At 63.2% G+C, this 14,676-nt stretch carries 15 protein-coding genes; 2 read left to right on the forward strand and 13 right to left on the reverse strand.

Annotation, left to right across the window (positions count from 1 at the left end):
- From NMB41_RS18020 to rpsP, 9 genes are all read right to left on the reverse strand, one after another.
- Entirely contained in the window at positions 1-2,742 is a 2,742-nt protein-coding gene (locus NMB41_RS18020) for a M16 family metallopeptidase (RefSeq protein WP_494379174.1), read from the reverse strand.
- Between the two features lie 145 nt (positions 2,743-2,887).
- Positions 2,888-3,334, reverse strand: coding sequence for a CBS domain-containing protein (locus NMB41_RS18025; protein WP_494379175.1), 447 nt, complete (start codon positions 3,332-3,334; stop codon positions 2,888-2,890).
- Between the two features lie 122 nt (positions 3,335-3,456).
- A complete protein-coding gene (locus NMB41_RS18030; RefSeq protein ID WP_494379176.1) occupies positions 3,457-3,804 on the reverse strand; it encodes a DUF3579 domain-containing protein in 348 nt (115 codons plus the stop codon).
- Positions 3,805-3,894: 90 nt separating this feature from the next.
- On the reverse strand, positions 3,895-4,854 hold the full coding sequence (locus tag NMB41_RS18035; RefSeq protein ID WP_494379177.1) for a CobD/CbiB family protein: 960 nt from the start codon (positions 4,852-4,854) through the stop codon (positions 3,895-3,897).
- A gap of 91 nt (positions 4,855-4,945) precedes the next feature.
- Complete coding sequence (locus NMB41_RS18040) at positions 4,946-5,602, reverse strand: CoA pyrophosphatase (RefSeq protein ID WP_494379178.1); 657 nt, start codon at positions 5,600-5,602, stop codon at positions 4,946-4,948.
- 96 nt (positions 5,603-5,698) lie between these two features.
- A complete protein-coding gene (gene rplS, locus NMB41_RS18045) occupies positions 5,699-6,085 on the reverse strand; it encodes a 50S ribosomal protein L19 (protein WP_494379179.1) in 387 nt (128 codons plus the stop codon).
- Positions 6,086-6,210: 125 nt separating this feature from the next.
- Positions 6,211-6,969 carry a tRNA (guanosine(37)-N1)-methyltransferase TrmD gene (trmD, locus tag NMB41_RS18050; protein WP_494379180.1) on the reverse strand — a complete coding sequence of 253 codons (759 nt, stop codon included), beginning with the start codon at positions 6,967-6,969 and terminating at the stop codon, positions 6,211-6,213.
- Between the two features lie 26 nt (positions 6,970-6,995).
- Positions 6,996-7,559 carry a ribosome maturation factor RimM gene (gene rimM / locus NMB41_RS18055; protein ID WP_494379181.1) on the reverse strand — a complete coding sequence of 188 codons (564 nt, stop codon included), beginning with the start codon at positions 7,557-7,559 and terminating at the stop codon, positions 6,996-6,998.
- Between the two features lie 15 nt (positions 7,560-7,574).
- Positions 7,575-7,823, reverse strand: a complete 249-nt coding sequence (rpsP, locus tag NMB41_RS18060; RefSeq protein ID WP_494382868.1) for a 30S ribosomal protein S16 — start codon at positions 7,821-7,823, stop codon at positions 7,575-7,577.
- 270 nt (positions 7,824-8,093) lie between these two features.
- On the opposite strand from rpsP, the gene NMB41_RS18065 reads away from it, so the two are divergent.
- On the forward strand, positions 8,094-8,498 hold the full coding sequence (locus NMB41_RS18065) for an NINE protein (protein WP_494379182.1): 405 nt from the start codon (positions 8,094-8,096) through the stop codon (positions 8,496-8,498).
- Between the two features lie 19 nt (positions 8,499-8,517).
- On the opposite strand, the gene NMB41_RS18070 is transcribed toward NMB41_RS18065, so the two are convergent.
- Positions 8,518-9,075 (reverse strand): hypothetical protein, encoded by a 558-nt coding sequence (locus NMB41_RS18070; RefSeq protein WP_494379183.1) that lies wholly within the window; start codon positions 9,073-9,075, stop codon positions 8,518-8,520.
- A gap of 376 nt (positions 9,076-9,451) precedes the next feature.
- Here NMB41_RS18070 and NMB41_RS18075 point away from each other — a divergent pair, with 376 nt between their 5' ends.
- Positions 9,452-10,825 (forward strand): IS1182 family transposase, encoded by a 1,374-nt coding sequence (locus NMB41_RS18075; protein WP_494379184.1) that lies wholly within the window; start codon positions 9,452-9,454, stop codon positions 10,823-10,825.
- A 143-nt stretch (positions 10,826-10,968) separates the two neighbouring features.
- Here NMB41_RS18075 and NMB41_RS18080 read toward each other — a convergent pair whose 3' ends face one another.
- From NMB41_RS18080 to NMB41_RS18090, 3 genes are all read right to left on the reverse strand, one after another.
- A complete protein-coding gene (locus NMB41_RS18080; RefSeq protein ID WP_494379185.1) occupies positions 10,969-12,759 on the reverse strand; it encodes an acyl-CoA dehydrogenase in 1,791 nt (596 codons plus the stop codon).
- 191 nt (positions 12,760-12,950) lie between these two features.
- Positions 12,951-13,883 carry an electron transfer flavoprotein subunit alpha/FixB family protein gene (locus tag NMB41_RS18085; RefSeq protein ID WP_494379186.1) on the reverse strand — a complete coding sequence of 311 codons (933 nt, stop codon included), beginning with the start codon at positions 13,881-13,883 and terminating at the stop codon, positions 12,951-12,953.
- 36 nt (positions 13,884-13,919) lie between these two features.
- The gene (locus tag NMB41_RS18090) at positions 13,920-14,669 is read right to left on the reverse strand and encodes an electron transfer flavoprotein subunit beta/FixA family protein (RefSeq protein WP_494379187.1); all 750 of its coding nucleotides are present in this window, start codon (positions 14,667-14,669) and stop codon (positions 13,920-13,922) included.
- Between the last annotated feature and the right edge of the window lie 7 nt (positions 14,670-14,676).

A 14,676-nucleotide genomic window follows, 5' to 3' on the forward strand; every position in this document is an offset into this window, starting at 1 on the left:
TCATGGCGCGGGCTTGACTTTATCCTGGTCGCCCGCCATTACCACCGACAGCTGCGCCGGATCGATCGCCTTGCGGAAGGCCGCATTCAGCTGCGGCAGCGTGACGGCCATCAGTTTGGCCTCGAACTGGCGCGACCATTCGTAGGTGCGGTTGCGGTACAGGTAGGAGGTCCAGCCTGCGGCCAGGGCGCCGTCGTCGGCGCGGGTCTGCTGGCGCTGCTGTATCAGGCCCGACTTGGCGCCGGCGAGTTCCGCCGCGGTGAAGCCGTCCTTCACGGCGCGCGCCAGCTCCGCGCGGATCGCGGCGTCCAGGCGCTGCAGGTTCTGCGGCGCGGCGATCGCGCTGATACCGAAGGCGCCTGCCCGGTCCAGGTCTCCTGCTTCGAGCTGCGAACCGCCGCCGTAGGACAGGCCGTCCTTCTGGCGGATGCGGTCCATCAGGCGCGAACGCAGGCCGCCTTCGCCGAAGATGTAGTTAGCGAGCATCAGGGCCGGATAGTCGGGATCGTCGATGTTCAGGTCGAGGTTCAGGCGCGCCGTATAAAAACCGTTTTCCTTGTCGGGCGTGTTCAGCGTCGTCTTCAGGGGGGCGATCTCGGCGTGGCGGCGCAGGACCGGCGCCACGTTGGCCGGCGCTTTCCAGGCGCCGAACAATTCGTCGACCAGCGGCACGATGGCGGCGGCGTCGAAGTCGCCGACTATGGCCATCTCGGCCGGCACGCTGCCGTAGAACTCGCGGTGGAAGGCGCGCAGCTCGTCCAGGCGCGCGGCGGTCAGTTCGGCCAGGTCGTCGTCGAAACTGTTCGCATGGCGCACGTCGCCTTTCGGGTAGAGGTCGAAATGGCGCGCCAGCACGCGTGCGGCCACCGCCTGCGGTTCGGCGCGGCTCGCTTCCAGCGCGACCAGCGACTGGCGCCGCAGCTGTTCGAATTCGTTCGCCGGGAAGGCCGGCTCCTTTAATACGTGCGCCACCAGGCGAAGCGCCTCCGGCAGGTGTTCGCGCGTGGTCTGGAAATGGGTCAGGCCGCCGGCGATTTTCAGGCGGTCGAATTCGTCCGAGAGCTGCTCGCGCGTGTAGCGGCTGGTGCCGCGCATGAGCATGGCGCCGGTCAGCTCGGGCACGGCGCCCTTGCCGAACAAATTCTTCTCGTCGCCGATGTGCTGGCGCAGGCTCACCGTCACCGCCTCGCCGCGGTTCTTCTTGGGCAGCAGGGCCAGCTTCACGCCGCGCGCGGTCGTCAGCTGCGTGCGCTTCATGATGTTGTCCTGGGTCGGCTCGAAGTCTTCCGAGACCAGGGTCGAGGCCTGCGGCTTGAAGGTCTTGAGGATGCTCTCCACGCTCGGCGCCGGCGGAATCACGGCGCGCTGCGGCGCGTCTTCGGGCAGGAAGATGCCGGTGACGCGGTTGTCGCGCCGGAAGTAGCGCTTCGCCACGCCCGCTACCTCGTCCGGCGTGATGGTCTTGATGCGCTCGCGGCCGGTGAAGAACAGGCGCCAGTCGCCCAGCGCGATCGTTTCCGACAGCGCGACGCCGACCCGCTGCGGATCGTTCAGGCTGCGCTCCATGTCGTTCTCGTACATGCGGCGGATGCGCGCCATCTCGTCCTTGGTCGGCGGCGTCGCGCCGAAGTTTTCGACCGCCTCGGTCAGGGCCGCGCGGACCGGCTCGAGCGCTTCGCCCTTCTTCACCACCGCGCCGATGTATTGCAGGCCCGGCGCGTAGCCGGTTTCGCCAAAGGTAAACACCTGGCTTGCCTTGCCGGTTTCGACCAGCTGCTTGTGCAGGCGGCCGGTTGGCACGTCGCCCAGGATGGCAGAGGCGAAGGCCATCACGTCGCTGTCGTCGTGCAGGCTCGATGGCACTTTATAGCCGAGCATGACGATCTGGACGTCGCCCTGGCGCCGCACGGCGAAACTGCGCTCGCCATCCTGGGTCGGCTCGACCGTCCAGAAGGCGGGCAGCGTGCGCTTCGGTTTCGGGATGGCGCCGAACAGGCGCGCGACTTTGGCCAGCGTGGCGTCCGGCTCGAACTTGCCGGCCACCAGCAGCACCGCATTGTCGGGCTGGTACCAGGTGCGGTAGAAGGCTTGCAGGTTGGCGATGCGGACGTTCTCGATGTCGCTGCGGTTGCCGATCGTCGAGCGGCCGTAGCTGTGCCAGTCGTAGGCGACGCTCTGCATGCGCTTTACCAGCACGCCGGACGGCGAATTCTCGCCGCTTTCGAACTCGTTGCGCACGACCGTCATTTCGGAGTCGAGGTCCTTCTTGGCGATGAAGGCGCCGGTCATGCGGTCCGCTTCCATCTGCAGGGCCCAGTCCAGGTTCGCCTGGGAGGCCTGGAAGACTTCGTAGTAATTGGTCCGGTCGAGCGAGGTGGTGCCGTTGAAATCCATGCCGCGGTCGGCGAACTGGCGCGTGATGTCGGGGTTCTTCTTCGAGCCCTTGAACAGCAGGTGTTCGAGCAGGTGCGCCATGCCGGTCTCGCCATAGTTTTCGTGGCGCGAGCCGACCATGTAGGTGACGTTGACGGTGACGGTGGGACGCGAGCTGTCGGGGAAAAAGAGTACCTTGAGCCCATTCGCCAGGCGGTATTCGGTGATGCCTTCGACCGAGGCGCCGAGCGTGACGCCTTTGGGCAGCGCAGCGGCGGGTGCGGCCAGCACGGCGCCGGAAACGAAAAAGGCAAACGCGCCCGCGCTCAGGTGCGCGGTTAGGGCGCGCTGGGTACTCGTCAAATTCATGTCATCCCGCTGGTATCGTGCGCGGCCTGGTGCCGCGCGCCAGCGGCGATGGTAACAGATGGTTGCGCGGGATGATGCCGCCACGCACTAGTATGGTGCGCGGGAGCGGGACAGCTTGTCCTGAAGTATCAGGTGCAGATGATGTCTAATGCCTGGCGCGCTTTTCGTGGGCTTGTTGACTCCCGCTGATGCGCGACAGGTCGCCCATTTCCTCGGCCAGGAATTCGAGCAGGTCGTCGGCGCTGACGATGCCGGCCAGGCCGCCGCTCCTGTTCACCACCGGCACCCGGCGAATGCCGCGCACGCGCATGTGTTCGATGGTCTGGTAGACGTCGTCTTCCTCGCCGCAGGTCAGCAGGTCGTCGCTCATGATGTCGCCTACCTGCAGGCTGGCCGGATCGAGGCCGAGCGCGACGACCGAGACGACGATGTCGCGGTCGGTGAGGATCCCGACCGGAATTGCCTCGCCGTTGCCGTCGACCACGACCAGGTCGCCCACATGGTGCTTGCGCATCAGGAGCGCGGCGCCCTGCACGGTTTCGTCGCGGCTGCAGCTGATGGTCTGGATGGTGCAGATGTCGCTGATGTTCATGGTGCTCTCCCCCTGCTATTGGTGTCGCCGGCATACGTGGATGCGGCCGCGTAGACACCCAAGTATCAACCTAGTGCAACAACGCGCGTGAGGTTTGATCTAGATCAAACGCTTTTGGGAACTCAGACCTTGGGAACGCCAGGCAATTCGACAAAGCAGGCATCGACCACTTGCAGGTCGTTGTCTTTGGCAAAGTTAATGACGAAGTGATAGGCCAGCGGTTCGGCCTTGCGCAGCGCATTGTTGACGACCACGGCCTTGACGCCGTTGACGACGGTCGGGTGGACATAGGGGGAGAACTGCAGGTGGGCGTGGCGGCCGCCGCTGCCTTCGGGTCGAAAGCACGACATGACCCCGCACAAGCGCTCCGCCCAGTCGCTGGGGCGGAACTGCTTGCCATTGTTCGTGAGGCCCAGGATGAAGAATTCGCCGACGGCGCCTTCGGTCCCGGTATGCGGTAACTCGGCCATAGTGCTGCGTGCTGATACAAGAATGCTGCGTGGAGGAGAGCCAGTATTATATCTTATAGAAGACTTGGGGACGAGCTTGTCTCGACAGCTTCAGCCCAGCCAGGCCATACTGGAGAGAAGCAACAACAGAATCATCCATAGTATCAGGGCGCGCCAGACAAGTCCTACCGTGCTTTGCAGTGCGCGCAGGCTCGGTTCTTCGCCCGGCAGGACGTCGGTGTCGGCGTCGCTCAGGTCGACCATGGCGGCATCGGCCGGCAGCAGCTGGGGCGCGTTCTCGTTCGGGGTGCCCAGGCGCACGCCCATGGCGCCGCCGCCGGCGGCCAGGATGATGCCGCGCGACTCGTCGGCCCAGCGGTTGGCAAAATTGCGCCAGGCGTAGATGGCGTCCTCGAAATTGCCGACCACGGCAAAGGCGATCGCGGTCAGGCGCACCGGGATCCAGTCGATCCAGTAAAAAGCTTTCGCCGCGAACTGGCCGAAAGCTTCGTTGCGCATGTGCTCCGGTTCGTTCCAGGCACGCGCCAGGTATTCGGAGACGCGGTACAGGACGGCGCAGGCCGGGCCGGCCGGCATCAGGAACCAGAAGAACACGCCGAACACGCTGCGGTGGGTTGTGATGAGCGACTTTTCGACGGCAATGCGGGCGATCTCGGCGGCGTCCATGCCGACCGTGTCGATGCGCGCCCACTCGGCCAGCAGCGCGCGCGCCGTGGCTTCGTCTCCGCTGTTCAGGGCCAGCTGGATCGAGGTGAAATAATGGCTGTAGTGGCGGAAGCCCAGGGTCAGGTAGACGATGGCGACGTTCCAGGCAAAGGCCAGGAACACGAGGCCGAAGTATTGCAGCACCCAGTACACCAGCGCGACCGGCACGACCAGGACCGTCATCATCAGGAACCAGCCCATGCGGCCATTCTTCGGCTCGCCGGCATTGAACCAGCCTTCGATACGCATCGCCAGGCCCTTGATCCCGCCATAGACCTGGTTATCCGCGCGCAGCGGTTTGAGTTGCTCGATCAGCAATGCGCACAGGATGGAAAAAAATGTCATGCAAGTCCTTCTTTTGTTATGGCAATACCGCGCTGCCCGCTACGATAGCGCAGGTCACCGCCATAATCAAATCGGGAGTCGCAACAACTGTTCAGGTGCGCAGGAAATGGAACAGATTGCGCAGCATGCCGGCCGTCGCGCCCCAGATAAAGAAGCGCTCATACGGCATCGCATAGAAGTTGCGCCTGCCCTTCCCTTCGGGCAGCTCGACCGACATGCGGTGGTGGTGCATGCCGTTCATCAGGAAGGCGAGCGGCACTTCGAAGATTTCGGCCACCTCGCCCGGGTCGGCAATCAGCTCGAAGGGCGGCTTGACCAGCCCGACCACGGGCGCGACGCGGTAGGCGCTGCCGGTGATGTAGTCGGGCAACACGCCGACGATCGACACGTGGCGCCGGTGCAGGCCGATTTCTTCTTCGGACTCGCGCAGCGCGGTTTCGATCGGCGAGGAATCGAGCTCTTCGGCACGCCCGCCGGGAAAGGCGATCTGGCCGGCATGGCTGGTCAGATGGTCGGTACGCAGGGTCAGCAGGACGCTCAGGCCCTCGGGACGCTCGACCAGCGGTATCAGCACGGCGGCGCGGCGCAGCTTGAAACCCGGCGTGATCCAGGACTCGTCCGGACTTTCGGGCTCCCAGGCCAGGCGCGAGCGGGCGAAGCGCGCGCGCAGGCCCTCCACCGTCAGGAAGGCGGGGTCGACGGCGGCTTCGCCGGCGATGGCGTCGACCGGCAGGCGGGATGGATCCATTAGAACCTTAACCAAAAGCATTTCTCCTGGTTATCACTGTAAACCATAAAGAAAAAGGCATCCCGGGGGATGCCTTTTTTTACTCCACAGACGCGATTACTTAGCGACTGGGGCGGTTGCGACCTTGCGCTGCGGCAGCTTTTCTTTGATACGTGCCGATTTGCCCGAACGCTCACGCAGGTAGTACAACTTGGCGCGACGCACGTCACCGCGGCGTTTCACTTCGATCGAAGCGATCAGCGGCGAATACAGCTGGAACGTACGCTCGACACCTTCGCCGGACGAGATCTTGCGAACGATGAAGTTCGAGTTCAGGCCGCGGTTGCGACGCGAAATGACGACGCCTTCGTATGCCTGGGCGCGCTTGCGGGTGCCTTCGACGACGTTGACGTTGACGATCACGGTGTCGCCAGGTGCGAAATCAGGAATCTTGCGGCCGAGGCGCGCAATTTCTTCCTGCTCGAGTTGTTGAATCAGATTCATTCTTGTGACTCCGTTAACCATCTTGCTGGCACGTATCGAAAAACTGCGACGCCCAGTAGAGGATGGGGTTGAACGTACGAGCAACATGCCCACACGTTTCGCACCATATTGGTGCATTTTCGACTTCACTCCGCAGGACGGAGCGAGGTCAGAAACTTTTCGTCGGCCGGCGTCAACTGGCCCGCGGCGCGGGCCTGGTCCAACAATTCCGGCCGTTTCATCCATGTCGCCTCCAGCATACGCTGGCGGCGCCACTTCGTAATTTCAGCATGGTTCCCGCCCATGAGCACTGGCGGTACCGGCACGCCCTCGTACACGTCGGGGCGGGTGTAGTGCGGCGAATCGAGCAGGCCGTTGACGAAACTGTCCTCGACCGCCGAAGCGTCGTCGCCCAGTACACCGGGCAAGAGCCGCACCACGGCATCCATCAGGGCCATCGCCGGCAATTCGCCGCCGGAGAGCACGAAGTCGCCGAGCGAAATTTCCTCGTCGACGATGCGGTCCAGCAGGCGCTGGTCGACCGCTTCGTAGCGGCCGCACAGGATGACCAGGCCCGGCTCATCCTTCAACGCCTTGACGCGTTCGTGGGTCAGCGGCTTGCCTTGCGGCGACATGAACACCACGCGCGGCGGCGGCAGGCCACGTTCGACCTGGCGCGCCTTGGCCGCATTGATCGTCGCCTCGAGCGGCTTGGCCATCATCACCATCCCGGGGCCGCCGCCGTAAGGGCGGTCATCCACGGTGCGGTGACGGTCTGTCGTGAAATCGCGTGGATTCCATAACGTCAGGCCCCAGCGTTCCTGCTCGAAGGCGCGGCGGGTCACCCCCGACTGCGTTAATGCGGCAAACATCTCGGGAAACAAGCTCACGACGTCAAATTGCATCGGGACCTCGTCTCGACAGGACCGGGTTAATAGTCCAGACCCCAGTCCAAAGTAATCTTTTTCGCTTTCGCGTCGACGTGTTTGACGAACTGGTCCACAAACGGAACGAGGCGCTCGGGCGCCTTGTCTTTGCTTTCCTGCTCGGGCACGGGCTCAATGCGCAGAATCGACTGCGGACCGTTGCTCATCATGTCGATGACCTTGCCGAGGGCTTCGCCCTGCAGGTTCACGACATCCATGCCGATCAGGTCGGACCAGTAATACTCGTCTTCCTCGAGCGCGGGAAACTCGGAGCGCGATACGTGCACGGCAGCGCCTTTCAGCGCCTCCGCCGCATCGCGGCCCGCCATCCCGACGAGGGTGGCGATCACGTCGCCGCCATGCATTTTCGTGGTCCGTACGCTGACGGACCGCAGGCTCGGTTTATCGAGCCACCAGGTTTTAATATTCAGCAGCGCATCGGCATCGGCCGAGAACGGCGTGACGCGGATGGCGCCGGCAATGCCATAGGCACCGGCAACATACCCGACCTGGGTCAGGTCGTCAGGGGCTTGCGCCCCGCTGGCAACGGAGGCAGCTGAATCGGTCAAACCTGGAACCTTGCTTTAGGCTGCTGGGGTCTGCTGAGCAACCAGGCGAGCAACGGTTGGCGACAGTTGTGCGCCAACGCCTTGCCAGTAGGCCAGACGATCAGCGGTGATACGCAGGGCCACTTCGGCGCCCGAGGCCATCGGGTTGTAGAAACCGATGCGCTCGATGAAACGGCCATCGCGACGGTTACGCGAATCGGTTGCAACGATGTTGAAGAACGGGCGCTTCTTGGCGCCTCCACGAGCTAAACGAATAACGACCATAATAATTCCAAAAAGTTGTGCTGGACGGAGAAAGCCGACGATTATAGCGCGCATGCCCCAGAGCAGCAAGGGATTATGATAAGAGGCGGACAACAAGGCGCGCGGTCCCGGCCGAATCGAGCATTATCCGCTATTTTCAGCCCGACCGCCACCTGCCGCTGATCTCCCCCGCCCGATCTTTCCAGATTGATACATTGCATTTACATAAAAAGTAATGCTTATGTCACGTTTATGAACGATACTTTGCTCTTTCGTGTAACACATCCGTTCATGGCACATAAGAACAAGACGCTTGCTACCGCCTTGGCGCTCACCCTGGGAACGCTGGGGGCGCATCGCTTTTACCTGCATGGCGGCGTCGACCGCATCGGACTGCTGCATGCCAGCAGCCTGCCGATCGCCGGCCTTATTTTCAGCAATGCCAGCCACCTTCACTCCTTCTATGCGCTGCTGCCGCTGCTGATATCGAGTATCGCGGCATTTATCGAAGCCCTGGTCATTGGCCTCACGCCCGACGACAAATGGGATGCGCGCTTCAATGCCGCGACCCGCTCGAACTCGAACTGGATCCTGGCCATCCTCCTGGTGACAACCCTGCTGATCGGTACGACCGTGCTGATCGGCACCATTGCCCGCCTGTTCGACCTGATGTACACGGGCGGCGCCTACGGTTAACGAGGCGCCTTCCCTGCCCTCACAGATCGGCCGGCCAGCGGTACTTCGGCAACACGGCCGGCGCCGCACCGCTGACGATCACGATTTCCCGATGCGGCACCAGCTCGAGCGCGGCCGGATCGCCGGGATAGCGCGACAGCGTGTCGTTCTGGATCAGGTAGAAGCGCACCGGCCCGGCCAGGCCGGCCGTCGCGTTCACGCCCAGCGGCTGGTTCCATAACGCAAAAAACTGCGCCAGCGTGAAGCGCTTGGCCACGTCGGCTTCCATGTGCACCATGCCCGTGACGTCGTGGACGTGCAATTCATAGGTACAAGCGCTGCGGCCCAGGTTGTCGGGCAAGCCGAGCCGCACCCCTTCCTTGTAGATCGATACCAGCGCATGCTGGTGGTAGCCGATGGTCCCGGTGCACCCCACGCCGCCTACCGGCGCCTGGCCCGCCGGTGCGCTCCAGCTGGGCCAGCCAGGCTGGCTGTTGCTGGTGGCGGCGGTGAGATCGGTAAAGGCCGCGGCCAGCACGGGTTCCGGTGCGGCGGGCTGGGTTGGCGGGGCCGGCTGGACAGGAGAGGGATTGGTCACGACGCCCGCCAGGTCGGAGCTGCCGCCACCGCCACAGGCAGCCAGCAAGACGAGGGCGACCAGGGCCAGAAACGGCCATCGGTATGTGCGCGTAAAGTATTTTTCACTGTGGGCTCCAGGTATGGATGGGGTAAAACGACTTTACGAACGCGGCCGTAAATTTCCGTTTAACCTGGATCAAGCTCAGCGGATTGCGCATCCGCTTCCCATCAAGACATAAAAAAAGCGACCCGAGCAGGCTGTGTAAATAGTCTGCGTCGAAGGTAAACCAACAAAGCCTCCCGAGGTCAAACTCGGGAGGCTTTGTTCATTCCGGGGGGGGCAGATGGCACATCGAAGAGGTGAAAGCAGGACACAGGCGGCGTTGTTCCCCGTCATGCTCGACGATCTGGTAGGGCCCGATGCGCTGGTACGGGTTATCGACGCCTGGATCGGGCGCCTGAATCTGACGGCGCTGGGCTTTTCGAAGACCCAGGCACAGCGCATGGGCCGTCCACCCTATGATCCGGCTGATCTGCTCAAGCTGTACGTATGCGGTTACCTCAATGGTGTGCGCTCGTCCCGTGCTCTGGAACGAGAGTGCCATCGCAACGTCGAAGTGATGTGGCTTCTTGGCCGACTGGCCCCGGATCACAAGACTATCGCAGAATTCCGGCGCGAGAACAGTGCCGGCCTGGTCGCCGTGTCGGCCTCTTTCGTCCAGTTCGCACGCCAGGCACGACTCATCGAGGGAGAGTTGGTTGCGATCGATGGCAGCAAGATTCGTGCAGTAGCATCGAAGAAAGCCCTGGCCCGCAAGGTCGATTTGCAACGCACGCAGCAGGCCATTGCCGAGGAGATCGCCGGCTACCTGTCGCGGCTGGACAATACAGACCAGGACGAGATCGGTGAGACAACGGACCGCAAGGCTGTGCAGGCTGCCTTGACGCGACTGCAGCAGCGACAAACGGAAATCCACGGCGAGATCGACCGGATGGACGGCAGCGAGTCGACGCTGTCGGTGCAGGGTGAGCCGCAGGCACGGGCCATGAAATCGTTGCACGGGGCTCCCGGCTACAACCTTCAAACGGCGGTTGACGCCCACAGCCATCTGATCGTGCATCACGAAGTGTGCAACGACACATCCGACATCAAGCAACTCGCTCCGATGGCGCAGGCAACAACACAGGTGCTGGACGCTGTTCCCGCAGTGGTGGCCGATGCCGGCTACGCTAACGCAGACCACTTGCAATTGCTGGACCAGGCTGGCCAAAAGGCATTCGTCGCTACGCTCGAGAGCGGCAATCCCCGGGGCAAAGGACAATACTACCGCCTCGAGACCTTCAGTTACGACCGCGAGCGCGACTGCTATGTATGCCCAGCCAACGAACTCTTGCAGCGCAGACAGGTCTTGCGCAAGGAGAAAACCGTGGTGTACGCAGCCCCGGCCGAACGCTGCAGGGTCTGTATCCTCAAGCCGCAGTGCACTGGCGCCAAGCAGCGCTTTGTATCGCGGTTACTCAATGCTGATGCCGTCGAGGCCAATGCACGCCGTGTCGCACAGCAACCGGAAATGATGAAGCTGCGCCGCCGAACCGTCGAACACCCATTTGGCACCATCAAACACGAAATCCTGCGCAACGCGCGCCTGTTGATGCGAGGTCTGAGCGGCGCTAAAGGCGAACTGAGCCTGGCGGTGCTTGCATATAACCTGAAACGCGTGACCAACTGGAAGGGCGCTGGTTGGACCCTGGCTGCCATCAGGGCCTGAGGGCTTTTACGTCTCCCCAAAAAAACAATGCCCCGCAAGATGCGGGGCATTGTTTTTCACTGCTTGCACTCTGCAGACTATCTACACAGCCTGCGAGGGCCGCTTTTTTAGTCTGGCGCCAGGAGGGACTAGCCCTCCCGCGATCAGAACTGCTCGAGGTCCAGCGCCAGCACGCCGGCACTGCCTTCGACAATCGCCGTACGCAAGCCGCCCGCGCTTGAGAGGATGTGGTCGGCGAAGAAGCGCGCGGTGGCGATCTTGGCGCGCAGGAAGGCGGCATCGCCTTCGCCTGCATCGAGCTTTTGCTGCGCGACCAAGGCCGCGCGCGCCATCTGCCAGCCGCCCAGCACGATGCCGGCCAGCTTCAGGTAAAGCACCGAACCGGCAAACACGCCCTTGATATCAAGCTTGACGTTGGCGACGACGTAGTCGACGACTTCTTCCAGTGCGGTCGAACCGAGCGCCAGCTGCTTGCCGATCGCGGCAAAATCCGCGCCCTGCACTTCAGCCAGCGCGGCTTCGGTCGCACGCACCTGGGCGATGATCGATTTCGCCACCGCGCCACCATCGCGCACGGTCTTGCGGCCGACCAGGTCGTTCGCCTGGATGGCGGTCGTGCCTTCGTAGATCGTCAGGATCTTGGCGTCGCGGTAGTGCTGCGCGGCGCCCGTCTCTTCGATGAAGCCCATGCCGCCATGCACCTGCACGCCGTCGCGCGCGACGTTCTCGCTCATCTCGGTCGACCAGCCCTTGATCACCGGGACCAGGTATTCGTAGACAGCGAGATTGGCTTTGCGCGTCGCCTCGTCGGCGTGATAGTGGGCGATATCCGAAATGCCGGCGCCGACATAGGCCAGCGCACGCGCAGCCTCCGTCTGCGAACGCATCGACATCAGCATGCGGCGCACGTCCGGATGGTGGATGATGGCGACCGGACCGGCAGAGCCAGCCAGGTCGCGCGACTGCACGCGGTCCTTGGCGAAGGCCACGGCCTGCTGGTAGGCGCGGTCCGCCAGGCCAATGCCCTGCATGCCGACGCCGAAGCGTGCCGCGTTCATCATGATGAACATGTATTCCAGGCCGCGGTTTTCTTCGCCGACCAGGGTGCCGATGGCGCCGCCGTTGTCGCCGAACTGCAGCACCGCGGTCGGGCTGGCCTTGATGCCCAGCTTGTGTTCGATCGAGACGCAGTGCGCGTCGTTGCGCGCGCCCGGCGTGCCGTCCGCGTTGACCATGAACTTCGGCACGATGAACAGCGAGATCCCCTTCACGCCCGGTGGCGCGTCCGGCGTACGGGCCAGCACCAGGTGGATGATGTTCTCGGCCATGTCATGCTCGCCGTAGGTAATGAAGATCTTGGTGCCGAAGATTTTATAGGTGCCGTCGCCCTGCGGCACGGCGCGGGTGCGCACGGCGGCCAGGTCCGAACCTGCCTGCGGCTCGGTCAGGTTCATGGTACCGGTCCACTTGCCGGTGATGAGCGGCTCGAGGTAGGTGGCTTTCTGTTCGTCGGAACCTGCTGTGAGCAAAGCTTCGATGGCGCCGTCGGTCAGCAAGGCGACGAGCGCGAACGAGATCGATGCGGCATTGAGCATCTCGGTGCATGGCGTGCCGACCAGTTTCGGCAAGCCCTGGCCGCCGAATTCTTGCGGATGCTGGATGCCCTGCCAGCCGGATTCGCCAAAGGCCTGGAAGGCGACCTTGAAACCGGCGGAGGTGGTGACCTGGCCGTCGTGCCAGAAGCTCGGGTCCTTGTCGCTCGGTTTGTTCAGGGGCGCGACGACTTCGCCGCAGAAGCGCGCATTCTCTTCCAGCACGGCGACGACCGTGTCGGCGGTCGCGTCTTCGCAGCCGGGCAGCTGGCTCACCTGCTGCATACCGGCCAGTTCGTTCAGGACGAACAGCATGTCTTTGATCGGGGCTTGGTAGCTCACGAGTCTCTCCTCAGATTTTTGGATGTAAAACAGGCCACGACAGCCGGTATTTGCCGGACCAGCGTGGCCTGAATTTTGTTCTTGTAGGGTGGGCACTCGTGCCCACGCGGTTTACGTGCGGATCAAACATCGTACCGTTACCTGGTCGCGACGGGTGAACCGCGTGGGCACAAGTGCCCACCCTACGTTGCTTAACCGAGTTCCTTGACGAGCTCTGGAATGACTTCGAACAGGTCGCCAACGAGGCCGTAGTCAGCCACCGAGAAAATCGGCGCTTCCGGATCCTTGTTGATGGCGACGATGGTCTTCGAATCCTTCATGCCGGCCAAGTGCTGGATCGCGCCCGAGATACCGACGGCGATGTACAGCGATGGCGCGACGATCTTGCCGGTCTGGCCAACCTGCCAGTCGTTCGGCACGTAGCCGGCATCGACGGCGGCGCGCGAGGCGCCCATGGCCGCGCCCAGCTTGTCGGCCAGCGGTTCGAGCAGCTTGAAGTTGTCGCCCGAGCCCATGCCGCGGCCACCGGAGACGATGATCTTGGCAGCCGTCAGTTCCGGACGGTCCGATTTCGCCAGCTCACGGCCGACGAAGGCCGACTTGCCGAAGTCGGCAGCTGCAGCGATCGATTCGACGGCGGCCGAGCCACCGGTGGCAGGGGCCGAATCGAAGCCGGTGCCGCGCACGGTGATGACTTTGATGGAGTCGGTCGACTGCACGGTGGCGATCGCGTTACCGGCGTAGATCGGGCGCTCGAAGGTGTCGGGCGAATCGACCTTGGTGATTTCCGAGATCTGGGCGACGTCCAGCTTGGCGGCCACGCGCGGCAGGATGTTCTTGCCGTAGGCGGTGGCTGGCGCCAGGATGTGCGAGTACGAAGCGGCCACGGCCAGGATCTGCTCGGCCACGTTCTCGGCCAGGCCGTCGGCGAAGTATGGCGCGTCGGCGACCAGCACTTTGGAGACGCCGGCGATTTGCGCGGCGGCTTCGGCGGCGGCGCCGCAGTTCGAACCTGCGACCAGCACGTGGACGTCGCCGCCGCATTGAAGCGCTGCGGTTACCGTGTGGTGGGTGCTGCCTTTCAGCGAGCCATTGTCGTGTTCAGCGATAACTAATGCGACCATGATGTTTCCTATTATTTAGTTGACGGCAATGGCCGCTCAGATGACTTTGGCTTCGTTGCGCAGCTTGGCGACCAGCGTGGCGACGTCCGGCACCTTGATGCCTGCCGAGCGCTTGGCCGGCTCGACGACCTTCAGGGTCTTCAGGCGCGGGGCCACGTCGACGCCCAGGTCTTCCGGCTTGATCGTTTCCAGCGGCTTCTTCTTGGCCTTCATGATGTTCGGCAGCGTGACATAGCGCGGCTCGTTCAGGCGCAGGTCGGTGGTGATGATGGCCGGCAGGGTCAAGGAGACCGTTTCCAGGCCGCCGTCGACTTCGCGCGTCACGGTGACTTTGCCGTCTTCCAGCACGACTTTCGAGGCGAAGGTGGCTTGTGGCCAGCCCAGCAGGGCCGCCAGCATCTGGCCGGTCTGGTTCGAATCGTCGTCGATCGCCTGCTTGCCCAGGATGATCAGCTGCGGCTGTTCCTTGTCGGCCAGCGCCTTCATGATCTTGGCCACGCCCAGCGGCTCGGTCTCGCCATTGGTTTCGACCAGGATGCCGCGGTCGGCGCCAATCGCCATGCCGGTGCGCAGGGTTTCCTGGCACTGCGGCACGCCGATCGAGACGGCGACGACTTCGGTGACCTTGCCGGCTTCCTTCAAACGGGTCGCTTCTTCGAGCGCGATTTCATCGAACGGGTTCATCGACATCTTGACGTTGGCGATATCCACGCCGCTGCCATCGGACTTGACGCGGACCTTGACGTTATAGTCGACCACGCGTTTGACGGGTACCAGGACTTTCATAGGTGTG

This window comes from Massilia sp. FBCC-B171 (genome assembly GCF_059134155.1).